Origin of the sequence: Streptomyces sp. XY431, assembly GCF_001279805.1 — a bacterium.
GTDB classification, from domain to species: Bacteria; Actinomycetota; Actinomycetes; order Streptomycetales; family Streptomycetaceae; genus Kitasatospora; species Kitasatospora purpeofusca.
This window is the reverse complement of sequence record NZ_LGDO01000486.1, coordinates 1-19,608: the sequence shown is the minus strand read 5'-3', so window position 1 is coordinate 19,608 and position 19,608 is coordinate 1. Positions and strand designations below refer to the sequence as shown.

General features: G+C 75.0%; 25 protein-coding genes. 6 read left to right on the top strand and 19 right to left on the bottom strand.

Features of this window, described 5'->3' with window-relative positions; translation table 11 throughout:
- Positions 1 to 36: 36 nt before the first annotated feature.
- From trpM to hisI, 8 genes are all read right to left on the bottom strand, one after another.
- Positions 37 to 186 (bottom strand): tryptophan biosynthesis modulator TrpM, encoded by a 150-nt coding sequence (gene trpM, locus ADK60_RS48540; RefSeq protein ID WP_380605817.1) that lies wholly within the window; start codon positions 184 to 186, stop codon positions 37 to 39.
- Between the two features lie 10 nt (positions 187 to 196).
- On the bottom strand, positions 197 to 1,003 hold the full coding sequence (gene trpC, locus ADK60_RS32890) for an indole-3-glycerol phosphate synthase TrpC (RefSeq protein WP_030391399.1): 807 nt from the start codon (positions 1,001 to 1,003) through the stop codon (positions 197 to 199).
- A 252-nt stretch (positions 1,004 to 1,255) separates the two neighbouring features.
- Complete coding sequence (locus tag ADK60_RS32885) at positions 1,256 to 1,708, bottom strand: DUF2752 domain-containing protein (protein ID WP_053650618.1); 453 nt, start codon at positions 1,706 to 1,708, stop codon at positions 1,256 to 1,258.
- Between the two features lie 84 nt (positions 1,709 to 1,792).
- Positions 1,793 to 2,050, bottom strand: coding sequence for an HGxxPAAW family protein (locus ADK60_RS32880; RefSeq protein ID WP_053650617.1), 258 nt, complete (start codon positions 2,048 to 2,050; stop codon positions 1,793 to 1,795).
- 145 nt (positions 2,051 to 2,195) lie between these two features.
- Complete coding sequence (locus ADK60_RS32875) at positions 2,196 to 2,858, bottom strand: TIGR02234 family membrane protein (RefSeq protein WP_063783338.1); 663 nt, start codon at positions 2,856 to 2,858, stop codon at positions 2,196 to 2,198.
- A 20-nt stretch (positions 2,859 to 2,878) separates the two neighbouring features.
- Positions 2,879 to 3,325, bottom strand: coding sequence for a hypothetical protein (locus ADK60_RS32870; RefSeq protein ID WP_052708813.1), 447 nt, complete (start codon positions 3,323 to 3,325; stop codon positions 2,879 to 2,881).
- 45 nt (positions 3,326 to 3,370) lie between these two features.
- The gene (locus tag ADK60_RS32865) at positions 3,371 to 4,885 is read right to left on the bottom strand and encodes an anthranilate synthase component I (RefSeq protein WP_053650615.1); all 1,515 of its coding nucleotides are present in this window, start codon (positions 4,883 to 4,885) and stop codon (positions 3,371 to 3,373) included.
- Between the two features lie 38 nt (positions 4,886 to 4,923).
- Positions 4,924 to 5,295, bottom strand: coding sequence for a phosphoribosyl-AMP cyclohydrolase (gene hisI / locus ADK60_RS32860; protein ID WP_045938149.1), 372 nt, complete (start codon positions 5,293 to 5,295; stop codon positions 4,924 to 4,926).
- 178 nt (positions 5,296 to 5,473) lie between these two features.
- Between hisI and ADK60_RS45990 the strand changes: the two genes are divergently transcribed.
- From ADK60_RS45990 to ADK60_RS32845, 3 genes are all read left to right on the top strand, one after another.
- The gene (locus ADK60_RS45990) at positions 5,474 to 6,142 is read left to right on the top strand and encodes a hypothetical protein (protein WP_053650614.1); all 669 of its coding nucleotides are present in this window, start codon (positions 5,474 to 5,476) and stop codon (positions 6,140 to 6,142) included.
- Between the two features lie 30 nt (positions 6,143 to 6,172).
- Entirely contained in the window at positions 6,173 to 6,820 is a 648-nt protein-coding gene (locus ADK60_RS32850; protein ID WP_053650613.1) for a TIGR03085 family metal-binding protein, read from the top strand.
- Positions 6,821 to 6,975: 155 nt separating this feature from the next.
- On the top strand, positions 6,976 to 7,761 hold the full coding sequence (locus ADK60_RS32845) for a VOC family protein (protein WP_053650612.1): 786 nt from the start codon (positions 6,976 to 6,978) through the stop codon (positions 7,759 to 7,761).
- A 66-nt stretch (positions 7,762 to 7,827) separates the two neighbouring features.
- Here the strand turns inward: ADK60_RS32845 and hisF are convergent, their stop codons facing one another.
- From hisF to hisD, 8 genes are read right to left on the bottom strand one after another with little or no spacing between them, the layout of a single operon-like run.
- Entirely contained in the window at positions 7,828 to 8,598 is a 771-nt protein-coding gene (gene hisF / locus ADK60_RS32840; protein ID WP_045938153.1) for an imidazole glycerol phosphate synthase subunit HisF, read from the bottom strand.
- Entirely contained in the window at positions 8,595 to 9,035 is a 441-nt protein-coding gene (locus ADK60_RS32835; RefSeq protein WP_045938154.1) for a Rid family hydrolase, read from the bottom strand. The genes hisF and ADK60_RS32835 overlap by 4 nt, the downstream gene beginning before the upstream one ends.
- On the bottom strand, positions 9,032 to 9,757 hold the full coding sequence (gene priA / locus ADK60_RS32830; RefSeq protein WP_045938181.1) for a bifunctional 1-(5-phosphoribosyl)-5-((5-phosphoribosylamino)methylideneamino)imidazole-4-carboxamide isomerase/phosphoribosylanthranilate isomerase PriA: 726 nt from the start codon (positions 9,755 to 9,757) through the stop codon (positions 9,032 to 9,034). The genes ADK60_RS32835 and priA overlap by 4 nt, the downstream gene beginning before the upstream one ends.
- 20 nt (positions 9,758 to 9,777) lie before the next feature.
- Complete coding sequence (gene hisH / locus ADK60_RS32825; RefSeq protein ID WP_045938155.1) at positions 9,778 to 10,413, bottom strand: imidazole glycerol phosphate synthase subunit HisH; 636 nt, start codon at positions 10,411 to 10,413, stop codon at positions 9,778 to 9,780.
- A 33-nt stretch (positions 10,414 to 10,446) separates the two neighbouring features.
- Positions 10,447 to 10,584: a CG2302 family histidine operon protein gene (locus tag ADK60_RS45255; protein ID WP_502687471.1), complete on the bottom strand. Its 138-nt coding sequence runs from the start codon at positions 10,582 to 10,584 to the stop codon at positions 10,447 to 10,449.
- An 11-nt stretch (positions 10,585 to 10,595) separates the two neighbouring features.
- A complete protein-coding gene (hisB, locus tag ADK60_RS32815; protein ID WP_045938157.1) occupies positions 10,596 to 11,189 on the bottom strand; it encodes an imidazoleglycerol-phosphate dehydratase HisB in 594 nt (197 codons plus the stop codon).
- Positions 11,186 to 12,295: a histidinol-phosphate transaminase gene (locus ADK60_RS32810; protein ID WP_045938182.1), complete on the bottom strand. Its 1,110-nt coding sequence runs from the start codon at positions 12,293 to 12,295 to the stop codon at positions 11,186 to 11,188. Before ADK60_RS32810 ends, hisB begins: the two co-directional genes overlap by 4 nt.
- Positions 12,292 to 13,626 carry a histidinol dehydrogenase gene (gene hisD, locus ADK60_RS32805; RefSeq protein ID WP_053650611.1) on the bottom strand — a complete coding sequence of 445 codons (1,335 nt, stop codon included), beginning with the start codon at positions 13,624 to 13,626 and terminating at the stop codon, positions 12,292 to 12,294. The genes ADK60_RS32810 and hisD overlap by 4 nt, the downstream gene beginning before the upstream one ends.
- Positions 13,627 to 13,718: 92 nt before the next feature.
- On the opposite strand from hisD, the gene ADK60_RS32800 reads away from it, so the two are divergent.
- The 3 genes from ADK60_RS32800 (at position 13,719) to ybaK (ending at position 16,702) form a co-directional block, all read left to right on the top strand.
- Entirely contained in the window at positions 13,719 to 15,299 is a 1,581-nt protein-coding gene (locus tag ADK60_RS32800) for a hypothetical protein (RefSeq protein WP_053650610.1), read from the top strand.
- Positions 15,300 to 15,419: 120 nt separating this feature from the next.
- Positions 15,420 to 16,148, top strand: a complete 729-nt coding sequence (locus ADK60_RS32795; protein WP_078896200.1) for an LON peptidase substrate-binding domain-containing protein — start codon at positions 15,420 to 15,422, stop codon at positions 16,146 to 16,148.
- A gap of 59 nt (positions 16,149 to 16,207) precedes the next feature.
- Positions 16,208 to 16,702: a Cys-tRNA(Pro) deacylase gene (gene ybaK / locus ADK60_RS32790; protein WP_053650609.1), complete on the top strand. Its 495-nt coding sequence runs from the start codon at positions 16,208 to 16,210 to the stop codon at positions 16,700 to 16,702.
- Between the two features lie 27 nt (positions 16,703 to 16,729).
- On the opposite strand, the gene ADK60_RS41270 is transcribed toward ybaK, so the two are convergent.
- The 3 genes from ADK60_RS41270 to ADK60_RS32775 all read right to left on the bottom strand — a co-directional run bounded on the left by ADK60_RS41270 (position 16,730) and on the right by ADK60_RS32775 (position 19,432).
- Entirely contained in the window at positions 16,730 to 17,542 is an 813-nt protein-coding gene (locus ADK60_RS41270) for a hypothetical protein (RefSeq protein WP_063783337.1), read from the bottom strand.
- Between the two features lie 85 nt (positions 17,543 to 17,627).
- Positions 17,628 to 18,437, bottom strand: a complete 810-nt coding sequence (locus ADK60_RS32780) for an ABC transporter permease (protein ID WP_053650608.1) — start codon at positions 18,435 to 18,437, stop codon at positions 17,628 to 17,630.
- Complete coding sequence (locus ADK60_RS32775) at positions 18,434 to 19,432, bottom strand: ABC transporter ATP-binding protein (protein ID WP_045938162.1); 999 nt, start codon at positions 19,430 to 19,432, stop codon at positions 18,434 to 18,436. Before ADK60_RS32775 ends, ADK60_RS32780 begins: the two co-directional genes overlap by 4 nt.
- Positions 19,433 to 19,608: the final 176 nt, after the last annotated feature.

Genomic DNA, 19,608 nt, shown 5'->3' with positions numbered 1-19,608 from the left:
GTTGTCGACGGATGACGTGACGTCTGATGGCTGCGGTCAGCCGGACGTCGGACGCCATCGCCTCCCGGGTACCTGTCCGGGCTCGCAGCCGATGACGTACCGCACCCGCCGCCCCAGCACCCGGCGCGCGGGCGCGCGGCAGCCGCGCGGGCGGCAGCCGGGGGCGAGACGAGTGGCGATCTTCATGGCGGCGGGATCAGTCCTTGTGCCGGATCGCCGGGTGGGCACCGGCCGCGACCAGGTCGGCCACGGCGGCCCGCGGGTCCTTGCCGGTCACCAGGGACTCGCCGACCAGGACCGCGTCCGCGCCCAGGTTGGCGTAGGAGATCACGTCCAGCGGACCGCGCACCCCGGACTCGGCGATCTTGACGATGCCGTCCGGAATCGCGTGCACGACATTGCCGAAGGTGTTGCGGTCCACCTCGAGGGTCTTGAGGTTGCGGGCGTTGACGCCGATGATCCGCGCCCCGGCGTCCACTGCGCGCTTGATCTCCTCCTCGTCGTGCACCTCCACCAGCGGGGTGAGGCCGATCGACTCGGCACGCTCGATCAGCGACACCAGGGCCGGCTGCTCGAGGGCCGCGACGATCAGCAGCGCGAGGTCGGCACCGTGCGCGCGGGCCTCCCACAGCTGGTAGGCGGTGACGATGAAGTCCTTGCGGAGCAGCGGGGTGTCCACGGCGGCGCGGACGGCGTCCAGGTCCGCCAGCGAGCCGCCGAAGCGGCGCTGCTCGGTCAGCACGCTGATCGCGGCGGCACCGCCGGCCGCGTAGTCGGTCGCCAGGGAGGCCGGGTCCGCGATCGTGGCCAGCGCGCCCTTGGACGGGCTGGAGCGCTTGACCTCGCAGATCACCCGGATGCCGTCACCGCGCAGCGCGGCCACACCGTCCTTGGCGTCCGGGGCCTTGGCGGCGAGCTCCTTGAGCTCGTCCAGCGAGACCCGGGCCTGTCGCTCGGCGAGGTCCTCGCGGACCCCTTCGACGATCGAGTCGAGCACACTCACTCGGGCGCCCCCATCATGATTTGCCGGTACTGACTGGCGAGGAGCCGGCGGCCAATGGGCCTCCGGCCCTTCGATGGTATCGGCACGGGGGGGCGCACAGCGCATCCGCCCGGCGCGCGTCTCGTGGTACGGACACCGGGCGGGGGCTCCGGCCTGCGTCTTCACCGCTCCGCCACCCCGTCCGGCCGCTCCACCGGGACCGGGGCCCGGCCGCCCACCGGCCACCCACCGGCCCGAACCGGCTCCCCCGGCTCAGACCGACGGCGGGGCCAGACCGGCGCCGACCGGCAGATTGCGGACCACCGTGAAGACCAGTACGAACAGCGCCACCAGCACCCAGCGCCGGGACCCGAGCGCGAGCCGGGGCCCGGGCAGTCCGCGCAGCGCCGCCCAGAGCCAGCGCGCCCAGAGCACCGCCAGCACCACGAACAGCAGCACCGCCACCGCGTTGTCGTGCAGGGCCCCGTTGAAGTCCCCGTGGGTCAGCGCGTGCACACAGCGCAGCCCACCGCAGCCCGGGCACCACCAGCCGGTGGCCGCGAGGAAGGGGCAGTCCGGGTAGTGCCCGGGGTTGTTCGGGTCCACCGCGGCGATGTACCCGGCGGGGAGGGCCACGGCGACCGCGGCGGCCAGCGGCGGAACCAGCCGGCGGGGGCCGGACGGCCGGGCGGCGGCGGTGGGAGCGGGGGCGGCGTTCACGCCCATGATTGTGCCTCCCCCGGCGGCGCGGTGGGAGAAACGAAACGGCGGGCCTGCCGCCCGCCGTTCACGTGAGAAGGTCCGGCCGGGTCAGGCCGCGCTGCCGGCCAGCGCCGCCTGCTCCTCCGGGGTGTAGACGTGGGCGCTGGGCTGCGCGCCCATGCCCGCCATCGCCATGGCCTTGCCGACCACGCCGCCCAGCACCACGACCGCCAGGCCGCCCCAGACCAGCAGCACCGACGGCAGGATCATCGCGACACCCGCGATGGCGAAGCCGATGAAGGAGATCGTCACGCCGGTCCAGGCGGCGACGGTGTGGCCGCTGGCAGCCTTCGTTCCTGCAGACATCAGATGGTGCTCCTACGCTCTCGGGGCCCCGGCCGGGCCTGCGGGCCCCTGGCGGGTTGACGTCTCCATTGTGCCGGGCCGTACACCGGCGGCCCAAAGCGGGTGGCGGGTCTATCGCGTCACAGTGCGACCGGCTCCGCCCGGCTCACCGCGCGGTCGGGTCCTCGCCCCGGTCCAGCGCCTTCCACAGGTCCGCCGGGGTCTGAGCCACCGAGTTCTGGGCCGCCGAGTTCCGGTCCGCCGCCCGCCGGACCGGCGCCCGGCCGGTCGGCGCCTCGTAGCGGCTGCCCATGGCCGGCCAGCCGCGCCCGTAGCGGACGGTCAGGAACCCGGCCAGCGCCAGCAGCAGCCCGCCCAGCAGCGCCACCCACGGCCAGGCGGTGTGCCCGACCCCGGTCGCGGCGGAACCGGTCAGCGCCAGCTTGCGGGCCGCCTCGGCGTCCAGCGCGGCGGTGTCCCCGGCACCCGCCGCGGCGGCCGCGGCGGCGCCCAGCCCGGCCAGCACCGTCAGCGCCCCGACCGCGATCCGGCCGGCGCCGCGCGCCGCGAACACCGCGACCGCCGCCGCCAGGGCCACCAGGGCCAGCCCGGCGGGCAGTTCGGAGATCTTCCCGCCGGTGACGGACACCTCCAGGGTGCCGGCCAGACCCTCGGCCCAGACCCGCCCGGCCGCGGTCAGCACCAGCACCGCGCCCAGCACGGTGAGCAGCAGCATGACCCCGAGCGTGCGCCGCCCGGCCCGCGCGGCGGGCGCGGGGGCGGCGGCGGGGTCGGCGGACACGGCGTCGGTACGGGCTTCAGCGGTCACCGGACCAGTGTCCCCCGCCCTCACCCCGCCGCCGCACCCGGGGTCGGCGGCCCGACCGGGAAGTCGCCCGTCTCCAGCACCAGCGTCCCCTCCTCCAGCGGCAGGAAGAGATCGTTCCCGAACGGGACCCGCTCCGCCTCCCGGTACCCCACGCCGGGCAGCGGCCGGCTGTGCACCGTGCAGACCGCCTCCCCCGGATCCACCAGGACGTACAGCGGGACCCGCGCGTCCGCGTGGGCGCGGTGGCCCCCGGTCGGCTCCGGCACCGGCGCGACCTCCAGCACCACCAGGGCGTCCCCGGTCCGGTACCGTCCGGCGGCGTCCGAGGACGCCCCCGGTGCCAGCACCAGCAGCCGGGTCTCCCGCCCGTCCTCGCTCACCACCGAGCGCACACCGCCGTGGGCGCCCGACTGCCGCAGCAGCTGCTCCCTGGCGGCGGCCACGATCCGCCGCTGCACGTCAGGCATGCTGTCGTCCCTTCCGCTGCGGCGGCCCCGCAACGCGCGCGGGGCCTACGGCCTACGCAGCGTATTCGCGGTGGCGACCGCCCGCAGGACGGCGGCGGCCTTGTTGCGGCATTCGGTGTCCTCGCCGTGCGGGTCGGAGTCGGCGACCACGCCGGCGCCGGCCTGGACGTAGGCCGTGCCGTCGCGCAGCACCGCGGTGCGGATCGCGATCGCGGTGTCCGAGTCCCCCGCGAAGTCCAGGTAGCCGACGCAGCCGCCGTACAGGCCGCGGCGGGTGGGCTCCAGTTCCTCGATGATCCGCATCGCCCGCGGCTTGGGTGCGCCGGAGAGCGTGCCGGCCGGGAAGCAGGCGGTCAGCACGTCGAAGGCGGTCCGGCCCTCGGCGACCTTCCCGGTCACCGTGGAGACGATGTGCATGACGTGGCTGTAGCGCTCGATCTGCATGAAGTCGACCACCTCGACGCTGCCCGGCTCGCAGACCCGCCCGAGGTCGTTGCGGCCGAGGTCCACCAGCATCAGGTGCTCGGCCCGCTCCTTGGGGTCGGCGAGGAGTTCGGCCGCCAGCCCGGCGTCCTCGTGCGGGGTGGCGCCGCGGTGCCGGGTGCCGGCGATCGGGTGCAGCATCGCCTCGCCGTCGGTGACCTTGACCAGCGCCTCCGGGCTGGAGCCGACCACGTCGAAGCCACCCTCGGCGCCCCCGTCCGGGCCCGGGAAGCGGAACAGGTACATGTACGGGCTGGGGTTGGTGGTGCGCAGCACCCGGTAGACGTCCAGCGCGGAGGCCGGGCAGGGCGCCTCGAAGCGCTGCGAGGGCACCACCTGGAACGCCTCGCCGGCCCGGATCCGCTCCTTGATGTCCTCCACCGCGGCCCGGTAGGGCGCCCCGCCGAACGGCGAGCGGACCTCGCCGGGGCCGGTCGGGGTGAAGGTGGCCAGGCCCGGGTCGACCGGCTTCAGCAGGTCGGCCTCCATCCGGTCGAGCCGGGCGACGGCGTCCGCGTAGGCCTCGTCCACCCCGCTCTCCAGGTCGTTGTGGTTGACCGCGTTGGCGATCAGCAGCACGGTGCCGTCGACGTGGTCGAGCACGGCGAGGTCGGTGGCGAGCAGCATGGTCAGCTCGGGCAGCCGCAGGTCGTCCGGGTTGAGGTCGGGCAGCTTCTCCAGGCGCCGCACCACGTCGTAGCCGAGGTAGCCGACCAGGCCGCCGGTGAGCGGCGGCAGGCCGTCGTCGGGGTGCCGCGGGGTGTGCAGGGTGCGCAGCGCGGCGCGCAGCACCTCCAGCGGGTCGCCGGTGGTGGGGATGCCGACCGGCGGGGCGCCGAGCCAGCGGGCGTCGCCGTCCGGGCCGACGGTCAGGGTGGCGGCGCTGCGGACCCCGACGAAGGAGTAGCGCGACCAGCTGCGGCCCTGTTCGGCGGACTCCAGCAGGAAGGTGCCGGGGCGCTCGGCGGCGAGGCCGCGGTAGAGGCCGATCGGGGTGAGGCCGTCCGCGAGGAGCCTGCGGGTGACCGGGATGACCCGGGTGTCGACGGCGAGCTTGCGGAAGGCTTCGAGGTCCATGCGGGCGGCACCTTACGGGGAGGGGCGGAGCGGGCGGTTCAGCCGAGCGGGAGCACGTCGGCGTCGAAGCAGGTGCGGTCGCCGGTGTGGCAGGCCGCGCCGGTCTGGTCGACCTTGACCAGCAGGGTGTCGCCGTCGCAGTCCAGCGCGACCGACTTGACCAGCTGGACGTGGCCGGAGGTGTCGCCCTTCACCCAGTACTCGTGGCGGCTGCGGCTCCAGTAGGTGCAGCGGCCGGTGGTGAGGGTGCGGTGCAGCGCCTCGTCGTCCATCCAGCCCAGCATCAGCACCTCACCGGTGTCGTACTGCTGCGCGACGGCCGGGAGGAGTCCGTCCGCGGTCCGCTTGAGCCGGGCGGCGATCTCGGGGGCCAGGGCGGTGGAGCCGGGAGCGGCGGGTGTGGTGGACATGGGGCCATTGTGTCAGCCCGGTCCGGCCGCCAGGGCCGCCGTCCGGATCGCGGCCGCGCCCATGGGCGCAGGTGGGAGCGGGGCGCGGGGCGCGGCGCGCGACCGGGAGGACCATCCGATCGAACGAGTTGTGCCAACCGCCTGCCGGGTACCCCCGCTCTGCGCCATTCTCGTGCTCATGACCTCCGAGCAGCACTCCGCCGAGTCCGCCGAGCCGCCCGGCCGCGACCGGTCCGCGGGCGACCGGTCCGCGGCCGTCCGCCCCGGCGAGCGCCCCGGCGGCGACGACGCCCGGCCGTCCCGGGGCCTGCGGGTCGGCGTCGCGGCGGTGCTGGTGCTGCTGCTCGCGGTGGTCGCCACGGTCCTGCTGTGGCCGGGGGACGACCCGGCCCCGGCGCCGCCCCCGCCCGCCCCCACCACCGCGACGCCGACGCCCACCCCGACGCCCACCCCCACTCCCACGCCGACCCCGACGCCGACGCCGACCAAGGTCGTCCCGTACAGCTTCTTCACGGTCGGCACCTGCCTGGACCACCCGCAGCTGAGCCGGACGGTCACCAAGCCGGAGGCCCGCCCCTGCGAGGGCAGGCACGACGGCGAGGCGATCGCCGACCAGCTGCTGCCCGACGGGCTGACCGGCGACTTCCAGGTCGCCAACGCGATGCGGGACGGCTGCAAGGAGGCCCAGGCCGCCGCCGAGGCCCGGCAGGGCGGCGGCGGGCCGTACTACAGCTACCCGGTGGGCCCGAGCTACGCCTTCTACCAGCAGGGCTGGCGCGACTACACCTGCATCCTGACGGCGGGCAACCGGCCGGACACCGGCAAGCTCACCGGTCACCTTCGCTGACCCCCCGTCGGCACTCGTAGGGTGGGCCGCATGTCTAACCACGCTCTCGCCGAGCGCCACCGTCTGGCCGAACTGCTGGCCGCCGCCGGGCCGGACGCGCCCACCCTCTGCGAAGGATGGTCCACCCGGGACCTCGCCGCCCACCTGGTGATCCGCGAGCGGCGGCCGGACGCCGCCGCCGGCATCCGGATCGGCCCGCTGGCCGGCTGGACCCACCGGGTGCAGGAGTCCTACGCCGGGCGGCCGTACGAGGAGCTGGTCCGGATGTTCCGCGCCGGTCCGCCCCCGTTCTCCCTGTTCTCGCTGCCCGGCGCGGACGAGGCGGGCAACACCGTCGAGTACTACGTGCACGCCGAGGACGTCGCCCGGGCCGGCGACGGCCCGGCACCGACGGCGGTGCCGGCCGGCCGGGCCGAGGCGCTCTGGCGCCGGCTGTCGCTGCCCGCCCGGATGGAGGCGGGCCGCCGCTCCCCGGTGCGGCTGGAGCTGTGCCACCCCGACGGCCGGAGCCTGGCCGTCGGGCCGGCCGGACCGGCGACGGTGCGGATCACCGGCGAGCCGGGCGAGCTGGTGCTGCTCGCCTTCGGCCGGGGCGCCCGCGCCCGGGTCGAGGTCGACGGCCCGCACGACGCCGTCGAGGCCCTGCGGCACGCCCTCCCGCTCCCCGAGCGGGAGTAGCGCCGGTAGCGCAGCCGGTTCCCGCCCCGGCTGCGGATGTCGGTGGCGGGGTGCAGACTCGCAGGTGGCCGGGAGGGGCGCCGCCGGGCCCGCGGTGGCGGCCGTCCGGCCCCCCCTGCCCGTCGTTACCGTCTCCGTCGAAGGGACGCGACACCATGCTCACCACCGACTTCCCGGTCGGCTCCCCCTGCTGGGTCGACCTCGGCAGCCCCGACCCGGCCGCCGCCGCCGCGTTCTACGGGGCGGTGTTCGGCTGGACCTTCCGCTCGGCCGGCCCGGAGGCCGGCGGCTACGGCTTCCTCCAGCTGGACGGCCGGACGGTCGCCGCCGTCGGCCCGCTCACCGAGGAGGGCGCGCGCTCCGCCTGGACGACGTACTTCCGCACACCGGACGCCGAGGCCGCCGCCGGGGCCGTCGAGCGGGCCGGCGGCACCGTCCGGGTCCCGGCCTTCGACGTGATGGACGCCGGGCGGATGGCCCAGCTGACCGATCCCCAGGGCGCGCAGTTCGCGGTCTGGCAGCCGGGCGCCGTCACCGGCCTGGACGCCGTGTCCGAGGACGGCGCACTGATCTGGATCGAGCTGCACACCGGCTCCGTGGACGCCGGCTCCGGCTTCTACCGGACGGTGTTCGGCTGGCGCGAGGAGGACTTCCCGGCGCCCGGCATGACGTACAAGGTGCTCTCCCCGGCCGAGGGGGACCTGCGGGCCACCACCTTCGGCGGCATCGCCCCGGTGATGGCTGACTCCGGGCCGCCGTCCTGGACGCCGTACTTCGGCTCCTCCGACGTGGACGCGGTGGTCGCCCGGGCCACCGCCGCCGGGGCGAGCGTGCTGATGGGCCCGGAGAGCGTGCCGGACGTCGGCCGGATCGCCTGGCTGGCCGACCCGTTCGGCGCCCCGTTCGCGCTGATCAAGGGCGAGCCGCCGAAGGACGCCTGACGGGCGGCGCACCCGGTCCGGCGCGCGGCCGAGCGGTCGCGCGCCGGGCCGGGCCGGGCCGAACGGTCAGCGGACCGGGTGCCCGGCCTCCCGCAGCGCGTTCTTGACCTCGCCGATCCGCAGGTCCCCGAAGTGGAAGACGCTGGCGGCCAGGACCGCGTCCGCGCCGGCCTCCACCGCGGGGGCGAAGTCGGCGAGCTTCCCGGCGCCGCCGGAGGCGATCACCGGGACGGACACGGCCGCGCGGACGGACCGGATCAGCTCCAGGTCGTAGCCGTCCTTGGTGCCGTCGGCGTCCATCGAGTTGAGCAGGATCTCGCCGGCGCCCAGCTCGGCGGCGCGGCCGGCCCACTCCACGGCGTCCAGGCCGGTGCCCTTGCGGCCGCCGTGGGTGGTGACCTCGAAGCCGGAGGCGGTCTCGGTGCCCTCGGCGCAGCGGCGGGCGTCCACCGACAGCACCAGCACCTGGCGGCCGAACCGCCGGGCGATCTCGCGGACCAGCTCGGGGCGGGCGATGGCGGCGGTGTTGACGCCGACCTTGTCGGCGCCGGCCCGCAGCAGCTTGTCGACGTCCTCGACGGCGCGGATGCCGCCGCCGACGGTGAGCGGGATGAACACCTGCTCGGCGGTGCGGCGGACCACGTCGTAGGTGGTCTCGCGGTCGCCGGAGGACGCGGTGATGTCGAGGAAGGTCAGCTCGTCGGCGCCCTCGGCGTCGTAGAGCCTGGCCATCTCGACCGGGTCCCCGGCGTCCCGCAGGTTCTGGAAGTTGACGCCCTTGACCACACGGCCGGCGTCGACGTCCAGACAGGGGATGACACGTACTGCGAGGGTCACGGCTGCTTGCCTTCCAGAGCTTCCAGGGTGGCGGCGAGTCCGGCGCGGTGGGCGTCGAGTTCGACCTCGACGAGCAACCGCGAGTCGACCAGGCTCTGCACCACCACGACGGCGGCCACCGGGCGCACGGCCCCGAAGAGTTCCTGGTGGGCGCGGCCCGCCGCGTCGATGTCACGGGAGTGGGTGAGGTACACCCGGGTGCGGACCACGTCGTCCGCCGTCAGACCGTACGCGGCCAGGGCCTCCAGCGCGTTGCCGAAGGCGGCCCGCACCTGCTCGTAGGGGTCGCCCTCGCCCTGCAGCACGCCGTCCACCAGCGGCCTGGCACCGGCCACGTGGACGTGGTCCCCGGCGGCGACCGCCTGCGACGTGCCGAGGATCTCCTCCCAGGGGGAGAACCCGTCGACCCGGCCGCGCACGATCCGACGTTCCGTCATCCCGAAACCGCCTCCAACGCCTCTCCGAGGGTGAACTTCTGCTCGTAGAGTGCCTTGCCGACGATCGCGCCCTCGACTCCCTCGCCGACCAGGCCGGCGATCGCGACCAGGTCGTCCAGCGAGGAGACGCCGCCGGAGGCGACCACCGGACGGTCGGTGGCGGCGCACACGTCGCGCAGCAGCTGGAGGTTGGGGCCGGTCAGGGTGCCGTCCCGGTTGACGTCCGTGACCACGTAGCGGGCGCAGCCCTCGGCGTCCAGACGGGCCAGCACCTCGAAGAGCTGGCCGCCCTCGCTGGTCCAGCCCCGGCCGCGCAGGGTGGTGCCGACCACGTCCAGGCCGACGGCGATCCGGTCGCCGTGCTCGGCGATGACCTTGGCGACCCAGTCCGGGCTCTCCAGGGCGGCGGTACCGAGGTTGACCCGGGTGCAGCCGGTGGCGAGCGCGGCGGCCAGCGAGGCGTCGTCGCGGATGCCGCCGGACAGCTCGACCTTGATGTCGAGGGTCTCGGTGATCCCGCGGACCAGCTCGCGGTTGGAGCCGGTGCCGAAGGCGGCGTCGAGGTCGACCAGGTGCAGCCACTCGGCGCCGGCGCTCTGCCAGGCGAGGGCGGCGGCGAGCGGCTCGCCGAAGGAGGTCTCGGTGCCGGAGGCGCCCTTGACCAGGCGGACGGCCTGCCCGTCCCGGACGTCGACGGCGGGCAGCAGTTCGAGGCGGCTCATGAGGTACACGTCTTCCGTGGTCAGAGGGTGTTGACCCAGTTGGTCAGCAGGGCGGCGCCGGCGTCGCCGGACTTCTCGGGATGGAACTGGGTGGCCCAGAGCGGGCCGTTCTCGATCGCCGCCACGAACGGCTGCCCGTGCGTGGCCCAGGTGACCAGCGGCGGGTTGATCCGCGCGCTGTGCGTCTCGAGCTCCCAGTGCCGCACCCCGTAGGAGTGGACGAAGTAGAAGCGGGCGTCCGCGTCCAGGCCGGCGAACATCCGGTTGCCCTCGGGGGCGTCCACGGTGTTCCAGCCCATGTGCGGGACGACCGGGGCCTCCAGCGGCTCCACCGTGCCCGGCCACTCGTCGCAGCCGGGGGTCTCCACCCCGTGCTCGACGCCCTTCTCGAAGAGGATCTGCATGCCCACGCAGATGCCCATGACCGGTCGGCCGCCGGCCAGCCGGCGTCCGACGATCCAGTCCCCGCGGACCGACTTCAGCCCGCGCATGCAGGCTTCGAAGGCGCCGACGCCGGGGACGAGCAGGCCGTCGGCGTCCATCGCGGCCTGGTAGTCGGAGGTGACGGTGACGGTGGCGCCGGTCCGCTCCAGGGCGCGCTGCGCCGAGCGGAGGTTGCCGGAGCCGTAGTCGAGCACCACGACGTTCTTGCCCATGTTCAGGTGTCCAGTCTTTCGTTCGCCGGGCGGTTACAGGCGCATCAGGCCGGCGCCCAGGCACATGGCCGAGCCCAGCGCGAGGACGAGGATGACGCCCTTCGCCTGCTTCTGCTTCCAGAACGAGATCACGCCGCCGGCCAGGAAGAGCCCGACGAAGATGAGGACCATCGCAGTGTTGCTCACAGCGCACCCTTGGTCGACGGGAGGATGCCGGCCGCGCGCGGGTCGCGCTCGGAGGCGTAGCGCAGGGCCCGGGCCAGCGCCTTGAACTGGCACTCCACGATGTGGTGGGCGTTGCGCCCGTACGGCACGTGGACGTGCAGGGCGATCCGGGCCTGGGCCACGAAGGACTCCAGGATGTGCCGGGTCATGGTGGTGTCGTAGGCGCCGATCATCGGCGCCATGTTCTCCGGCTCGGTGTGCACCAGGTAGGGGCGGCCGGAGAGGTCGACGGTCACCTGGGCGAGCGACTCGTCCAGCGGGACGGTGCAGTTGCCGAAGCGGTAGATGCCGACCTTGTCGCCGAGCGCCTGCCGGAAGGCGGCGCCGAGCGCGAGGGCGGTGTCCTCGATGGTGTGGTGGCTGTCGATGTGCAGGTCGCCGTCGGTCTTCACGGTCAGGTCGAAGAGGCCGTGGCGCCCGAGCTGGTCGAGCATGTGGTCGTAGAAGCCGACGCCCGTGGAGATGTCGGTCTTGCCGGTGCCGTCGAGGTCTATTTCGACCAGGACGGACGTCTCCTTGGTGGTGCGTTCCACGCGTCCGATGCGGGTCATACGGGGTACAGCTCCTTGATCACTGTGGCGACGGCGGCCAGGAAGGCGTCGTTCTCGGCGGGGGTGCCTGCGGTGACGCGCAGCCACCCGGGGACGCCGTTGTCCCGGACCAGGACGCCGTGGTCGAGGATGGCCCGCCAGACGGCGTGGGTGTCGGCGAAGCGGCCGAACTGGACGAAGTTGGCGTCCGAGTCGGTCACCTCCAGCCCGAGTCCGCGCAGTGCCCCGACCAGCCGGTCGCGCTCGTCCTTGAGCCGGCCGACGTAGCCGAGCAGGGTGTCGGTGTGCTCCAGGCAGGCCAGCGCGGTCGCCTGGGTGACGGCCGACAGGTGGTACGGCAGGCGCACCAGCTGGACCGCGTCCACCACCGCCGGGTCGGCGGCCAGGTAGCCCAGGCGCAGCCCGGCCGCGCCGAAGGCCTTGGACATGGTGCGGGTGACCACCAGGTTGGGGCGGCCCTCGATCAGCGACAGCAGCGAGGGCCGGTGCGAGAACTCGACGTACGCCTCGTCGACCACCACCAGGCTGGGCCGGGCGGCCTGCGCGGCCTCGTACAGCCGCAGCACGGTGTCGGCGGCGACGGCCGTCCCGGTCGGGTTGTTCGGCGAGCAGACGAACAGCACGTGCGGCCGGTGCTCGGCGATCGCCGCCGCGGCGGCGTCCAGGTCGATGGTGAAGTCGTCGTTGCGCGGGCCGGAGATCCAGCCGGTGCCGGTGCCCCGGGAGATCAGCGCGTGCATCGAGTACGAGGGCTCGAAGCCGAGCGCGGTGCGGCCGGGGCCGCCGAAGGTCTGGAGCAGCTGCTGGAGCACCTCGTTGGAGCCGTTGGCGGCCCAGACGTTCGGCCGGGCGACGGCGAAGCCGGTGGTCCGGGTCAGGTAGGCGGCCAGGCCCTCGCGCAGCTCGACCGCGTCCCGGTCGGGGTAGCGGTTGAGGTGGCGGGCGGCCTCGGCGACCCGCTCGGCGATCCGGGCGACCAGCTCCTCGGGGAGCGGGTACGGGTTCTCGTTGGTGTTCAGCTGGACCGGGACGTCGAGCTGCGGGGCGCCGTAGGGCGACTGGCCGCGCAGCTCGTCCCGGACGGGAAGGTCGTCGATGGTGGTCACGTGCCGGGAACCGTCCACTCGCTCTGCCAATTGTGTTCGTCTCCGACGAACCGTGCCTTGATCGCGTCGCCGTGACCGGGCAGGTCCTCGGCGTCCGCCAGGGTGACCACGTGCGCGGCGATGCCGGCCAGCGCCTCGCGGTCGTACTCGACGACCTGCACACCGCGCAGGAAGGTCTGCACGGACAGGCCCGCGGAGTGGCAGGCGCAGCCGCCGGTGGGCAGCACGTGGTTGGAGCCGGCCGCGTAGTCGCCGAGCGAGACCGGGGTGTACCGGCCGATGAAGATCGCGCCCGCGTTGCGGACCTTCGCGGCGACCGCGTGCGGGTCCCGGGTCTGGATCTCCAGGTGCTCGGCCGCGTAGGCGTTGACGACGGCCAGACCCTGCTCCAGGTCGTCGACCAGGATGATGCCGGACTGCCGGCCGCCGAGGGCCTCGGCCACCCGCTCGCCGTGCTTGGTCCGGGCGACCTGGGTCTTCAGCTCGGCCTCGACCGCGTCGGCGAGCTCCACCGAGGCGGTGACCAGCACCGAGCCCGAGGTCGGGCCGTGCTCGGCCTGGCTGATCAGGTCGGCGGCGACCTCCGCCGGGTCGGCGGTGTCGTCGGCGAGGACGGCGATCTCGGTCGGTCCGGCCTCGGAGTCGATGCCGATCCGGCCCGCGAAGTAGCGCTTGGCGGCGGCCACGTAGATGTTGCCGGGGCCGGTGACCATGTTCACCGGCTCGCACTCCTCGGTGCCGAGCGCGAACATCGCGACCGCCTGGGCGCCGCCGACCGAGTACACCTCGGTGACGCCGAGCAGCGCGCACGCGGCCAGGATGGTCGGGTGCACCCGGCCGCCGAAGGCCTTCTGCGGCGGCGAGGTCACCGCGATCCCGGCGACGCCCGCCTCCTGGGCCGGCACCACGTTCATCACTACGGAGGACGGGTAGACGGCCAGACCACCCGGCACGTACAGCCCGACCCGGTCCACCGGCACCCAGCGCTGGGTCACCGTGCCGCCGGGCACCACCTGGGTGGTGTGCCCCTCGCGGCGCTGGTCGGCGTGGACCAGCCGGGCCCGGCGGATCGACTCCTCCAGTGCGGCGCGCACCTTCGGCTCCAGCTCCGCGAGGGCCTCGGCGAGCTGCTCGGCCGGGACCCGGGTGGACTCCAGCCGCACGCCGTCGAAGCGTTCGGTGATCTCGATCAGCGCCGCGACACCGCGATGGTGCACGTCCTCGGCGATCGGGCGCACCTTCTCCAGGGCGGCCGCGACGTCGAAGTCGGCACGGGGCAGCAGGCCGCGCGGGTCGTCGAGCGAGCCGCGCAGATCGATTCGAGAGATCACGCCCCCCAGTGTAAGGAGTGGCCGGAACCCGCGATCCCGCATTTCAGTCCGTGATACGAAGTGCGAGACGACCAGGGGACACGGGGGACAGCATGGCGGAGCGGGCACCGGACGGCTGGACGGCGGCCGAGCAGGCACTGTGGCAGGCGTTCCGGCACGGCCGGACCCTCGACCTGCGCACCGGCGAGGCGGCGGCGGACGACCCCTTCGGGGAGGCCGTCTGGGACGCCCGGCGGACGGTCCGGGCCGAGGTGCTCTCCCGGCTGCTGCTGGACGGGCCCGCCCCCGTGCCCGGCCGGGTCGCCTCGCTGAAGCTGACCGGCGCGCTGGTCACCGGGCCGCTGCGGCTGGCCGGCGGCACGATCGGGCACTACGTCGAGCTCCACGACTGCCGGTTCGACCAGAAGATCCTGATGTCCGAGGCCGAGGCCGGCACCCTGCGCTTCATCAACTGCCTCGTCCCCCGGCTGGAGGCCTCCCGGCTGGTGACCTCCGGCGACCTGCACCTGGCGCGCTGCCGAATACGCCAGGGCGTGCGGCTCACCGATGCCCGGATCGGCACCGACCTGCTGCTCAACCAGGCCGTCCTGGGCGGCGACCGGTTCGGCCGGGCGCTGTCCGCGGACGGCATCGCGGTGAACCAGGACTGCGAGGCCGACCGGCTCGCCACCGACGGCGAGGTCAGCCTGCGCACCGCCCGGATCGGCGGCCGGCTCTCGCTGCGCGGCGCCCAGCTGCACGCCGTCCCGGGCAACCGCAACGCCCTCAACGCCGTCCGGCTCACCGTCGGCCACACGGTGTACCTGAGCGGCTCGGCCGACGGCGGCTGGTACGGGTCGCAGACCTACTACGGCTCCGGGTACGGCGAGGTGCCGCCGCCGGGCTCGCCGAGCACGCCGTTCCGCGCCTTCGGCCAGGTCCGGCTGTCCGACGGCCGGTTCGACAACGCCTGCCTGCTCTCCGACGCCGAGTTCCACCTCGACGAGGGCGACGAGGTCACCCTGCGCCGGATCCAGACCCCGGAGCTGCGCTTCACCTGCCGCTTCCCGTCCGGCGGCACGGTCTCGCTGTCCCGGGCCCGGATCGGCAACCTGGTCGACGCCCCCGGCTCCTGGCCGGGGGGCGGCACGATCGGCCTCACCGGCTTCACCTACGAGTGCCTGCGCCCGGCCGTGCCGTTCCCCGTCCACGAGCGGATCGCCTGGCTGGAGGGCGCCGCGGTGGAGTTCCAGCCCGAGTCCTACGAGCAGCTCGCCGCCGCGCTGCGCCGCGACGGCGCCGACGACGACGCCCGCGAGGTGCTCCACGCCAAGCAGCGCCGCCGCCGGCAGACCCTGCCGCTGCCGGCCCGGATCTGGGGCCGGGTCCAGGACGCGACGGTCGGCTACGGCTACCGGCCCGGCCGGGCCGCGCTCTGGCTGCTGCTCGCCTGGGCGCTCGGCAGCCTCTACTTCGCCACCCACGCGCTCCAGCCGCTCAAGGCCGACGAGCGGCCGCACTGGAACCCGGTGCTGTACGCGCTCGGCCAGCTGCTGCCGGTCGTCGACCTCGGCCAGGGCGGCTGGAACCCCGGCGGAGCGTCCCAGTGGGTCTCGGCGAGCCTGGTCGTCGTCGGCTGGGTGCTCGCCACCACCGTCGCCGCCGGCGCCAGCCGGATGCTCCAGCGCGGATAGCCGCAGGCAGCGGCGGACGGCGGCGGACACTCCCGCGCGGGCGGCCGCCGGCGGCCGCGGACGCGCTCGCGCGGATAACCCCGGAGCGCTCGCACCGCCCGGGGAACTACGCTGTCCGCCGTGACAGAACGGCTGCCGCTCTTCCCGCTGAACAACGTGCTCTACCCGGGCCTGGTCATGCCCCTGAACGTCTTCGAGGAGCGCTACCGCCGTCTCGTCGCCGATCTGGTCGACGGACCCGAGGACCGGCCGCGCCGCTTCGGCGTGCTCGCCATCAAGGACGGCCGCGAGGTCGCCCCGGTCCGCCCCGACGACGGACCGGCCGGTCCGCTGGACGGCCTCGGCACCGCCACCGGCGACCCGCTGGAGGCACTGCACCACATCGGCTGTGTCGCGGACGTCACCTCCGTCCAGCCGCAGCCCGACGGCCGCTACGAGCTGCTGGTCACCGGCACCACCCGGTTCCGGCTGCGCTCGGTCGACGTCGGCGGCCCCTACCTGGTCGGCGAGGCCGAACCGATCGAGGAGCGCGCCGGCGAGGGCTCCGGGGCCCTGGCCGCCGAGGTCGAGCGCGCCTTCCGCACCTACCAGCGGCGGCTCGCCGGCGCCCGGGAGGCCAGCACCGTCGGCCGCCAGGAGCTGCCCGACGACCCGCAGGTGCTGTCCTACCTGGTCGCGGCCGCCGCCGTGCTGGAGGTCCCGCTCAAGCAGCGGCTGCTCGCCAGCCCGGACAACGCCCAGCGGCTGCGGGCCGAACTCGAACTGCTGCGCCGCGAGAGCGCGGTGCTCGGCTGGCTCCCCTCGCTGCCCGCCGTCAATCTGACCCGCCAGTCCTTCAGCCCGAACTGACCGGCCCCCGACCGGCTCAGCCCCACCTGGACCGGCCCCGACCGACCACCGGAGGCCCCGTGGCCACGAAACCGAAGAAGGGCGGCCGCGGCACACCCGCGACGGTCGCCCTGGAGACCGCCGGGGTGCCGTTCACGGTGCACGCCTACGAGCACGACCCGGCGGCCGCCTCGTACGGGGACGAGGCCGCCGAGGCGCTCGGGGTGACCGCCGACCGGGTCTTCAAGACCCTGGTCGCCGACGTCGACGGCGTCCTCACCGTGGGCGTGGTCCCGGTCTCCGGGCAGCTGGACCTCAAGGCGCTGGCTGCGGCGGTCGGCGGCAAGCGCGCCGCGATGGCCGATCCGGCCGCCGCCGAGCGCAGCAGCGGCTACGTCCGGGGCGGCATCTCCCCGCTCGGCCAGCGCCGGGCGCTGCGCACGGTCGTCGACGAGAGCGCGCTCGGCCACCCCACCGTCTTCGTCTCCGCGGGCCGCCGGGGCCTGGAGGTCGAACTCTCCCCCGCGCACCTGGTCACCCTGACCGGGGCCCGCACCGCCCCGATCGCCCGCTGAGCAGCCGCTGAGCGGCCGCGCGGCCGGTCAGCCCTCGTGCCGGTCCTCCCGGCGGTCCTGCGGCGGGGCGGCCGGGTGCACGGCCTGGTGCACGCCCGGCTGCCCGGCCGGAAGGCCCGCGCCCGGGACCGGCGGCCCCGGGACCCAGTACGGCGGCGGGTCCTCCTCGCGCTTGCCGAACGCCGCCGACAGCGCCAGCAGCAGCACCATGGCGGCCATCGGCCAGGCCAGCACCGCGCCGTACGCCCCGAGGTCGATGTCCGCCGAGAAGTGCCCGCCGTTGCCGACCCGCCGCGCCTGGGCGACCAGGTCGCGGCTCGGCCCGAGCCAGCGCCCGAGCCCCCACGCGCCGACCGAGGCCAGCAGTCCGCCGACCGCCAGCCCGACCGCCACCGCGATCCCGCCGCCCCGCTTGCGGGTGAACAGGAACGCGCCCAGCGCGGTCAGCAGGCCCGCCCCCAGGCCGAGCAGTACGAAGACGCTGTCGGCGCCGGCCCGCTGCTCGCCCTCCGGGTCGGCGTAGAGGATCTTGTTGCCGTCCACCACCAGCGGCACCTTGGGCGCCAGCCAGACCCACAGCGCGCCCATCACGACCCCGAGCACCAGGCAGGCCAGCACCGTGGCCGCTCCGACCCTCAGCTCGGGCAGCAGCCGCTGCGCGATCGGCTCGGCCGACCGGCCCTTCCCGGCCGCCAGGTCCACCCCGGACGGCAGCCCGTACGGCTCGGACGCGGGCCCGGGCGCGGCGTACGGATCACGGTCGGCGGCGGACGGGGCGGGCACGGCATCGGTGACACCGTCGGCGCGCGCGGGATCCGGAGGTGTGTTCGGTACGGTCACGCCCCCATCGTTTCACGCTCACCACCGCCACGACCCGGCCACCCACCGAACCGACGGGGGCCCGGCGTGATCCGGAGGACGCGTCCTACCGGCGGGTCGCCCGCCGGTACGCCCAGGTGGCCACGGCCAGCGAGACCACGCCCACCCCCGCGCACACCCCGAGGTCCGCGACCACCGCCGCCCAGTCGGGGCCCGGCCGGAACGTCCGGGCGAACGCCTCGACCGCGTAGGTGGACGGCAGCAGGTCGCGCAGCCACAGCACCGGCTGCGGCAGGTGGTCGACCGGCAGGACGCCGAGCAGCAGCGCCGCCGACATGCCGAGCTGCCCCAGCATGGTGGCGATCTCCTGCCGGGGCGCGAGCAGCCCGCAGGCCGCGCCGAGCCCGGCCAGCGCCGCCCCGGCCAGCGGCACCACGGCGAGCAGCACCCACAGCTGCCCCAGCGGCAGCCCGAACATGACCGCGCCCACGGCCGCCGTGACCAGCGCCCCCGGCAGGGTGAACGAGGCGAACGCGGCGGCCGCCCCGAGCACCACCGAGGCGGCCGGCACCGGCAGCGTCGCGTAGTGGTCCAGGCCGCCGCTGGCCCGCAGCCGCCCGAAGTACTGGGCGAGCAGGTTGAGCGCGACGAAGGCGACCACCAGCACGCTGGAACCGGCCACCACGTACTGGGCGGCCGAGGTCTGCCCGGCGTCGACGACGCCCCGCATCATCACCAGGATGCCGAGCGACTGGAAGGTGGCCACGAACAGCAGCGGGATCCGCGCCACCCTGGCCCGGGCGAGCTGCGCCCGGTAGACGGCCGCGAGGGCGGGCAGCAGCCGGGCGGCGGGGGCGAGCGGGGCGGGTCCGGCCGCGGCCGGGGTGGTCCGCGGCGGTGCCGAGAGCAGCGTCACTTGGCCAGTCCTCCGTGGCGGCCGCCCAGCTTGAGGTACGCGTCCTCAAGACTCGGGGTGGCCAGGGTGAAGTCGTCCAGGGCGGCGAACGCCGGGCCGGTGGTGACGGCCGAGACCAGTTCGCGGGCCTGCTCGGGAGTGGTGCGGACGGTCCAGCGGCGGCCGGTGCGCTCGGCCCGCTCGGCCAGCGCCGCCACGGCGGGGACGCCCAGCGGCGCCTCGTCCCGCCAGACCAGGTCGAGCCGGACGTCGCCGTCGACCAGCGCCTTGAGCCCGCCGGGGGTGTCGCAGGCGATCACCCGGCCCTCGTCGATCACGGCGACCCGGTCCAGCACGGTCTCCGCCTCGATCACGTTGTGGGTGACCAGCAGCACGGTGGTGGAGCGTTCGGCCCGGCGGCGCTCGACCGCCGACCAGACGGCCCGCCGGGCGACCGGGTCCATGCCGGTGGTCGGCTCGTCGAGGACGAGCAGCGGCCGGTCGCCGACCAGGGTGGCGGCGAAGCAGGCGAGCCTGCGCTGACCGCCGGAGAGCTTGGCGAGCGGCCGGTGGGCGAGCGGTTCCAGGCCCAGTTCGGTGATCACCGCGTCCGTCGCCGCCCGGGCCTCGGTCCGGCCGAGGCCGCGCAGCCGTCCGGTGGTCTCGGCCGCGAGGGCGACGGTCAGCTCGTCGAGCGCGGTGGACTCCTGGCCGAGGTAGCCGAGCAGCCGGGCGGCCCGCTCGGGGTGCCGGACCACGTCGTGGCCGAGGATCTCGATGCTGCCGGAGTCGGGCCGCAGCAGGCCGGTGAGCTGACGGACCAGAGTGGACTTGCCCGCGCCGTTGGGTCCGAGCAGGCCGAAGATCTCGCCCTGCCGGACGGTCAGGCTGATGCCGTCGTTGGCCCGGACCGTCTCGGCGGCGCCGCCGCGCCCGGCGCGGTACGTCCGTACCAGGTCCCGTACGGCGCAGCACGGCGCGGTGTTCTGGGGTGCCCGCCCGGCCGACTCGCTCACGACCGAAGACTCTACGCGGTGCAACCGGCGAACCGGACAACGGGGCCCGGTCCGCCCCGGCCCCGGTCGCCCGCCGGGGATGCTCCTATAGACGTCAAGTTGCGGGAGCAAGGTCGGTTTGCGTGATTTGTTCGGTTGGTGTGCTGGTGAGCACGCGGTAGACCTCGCGAGCGACG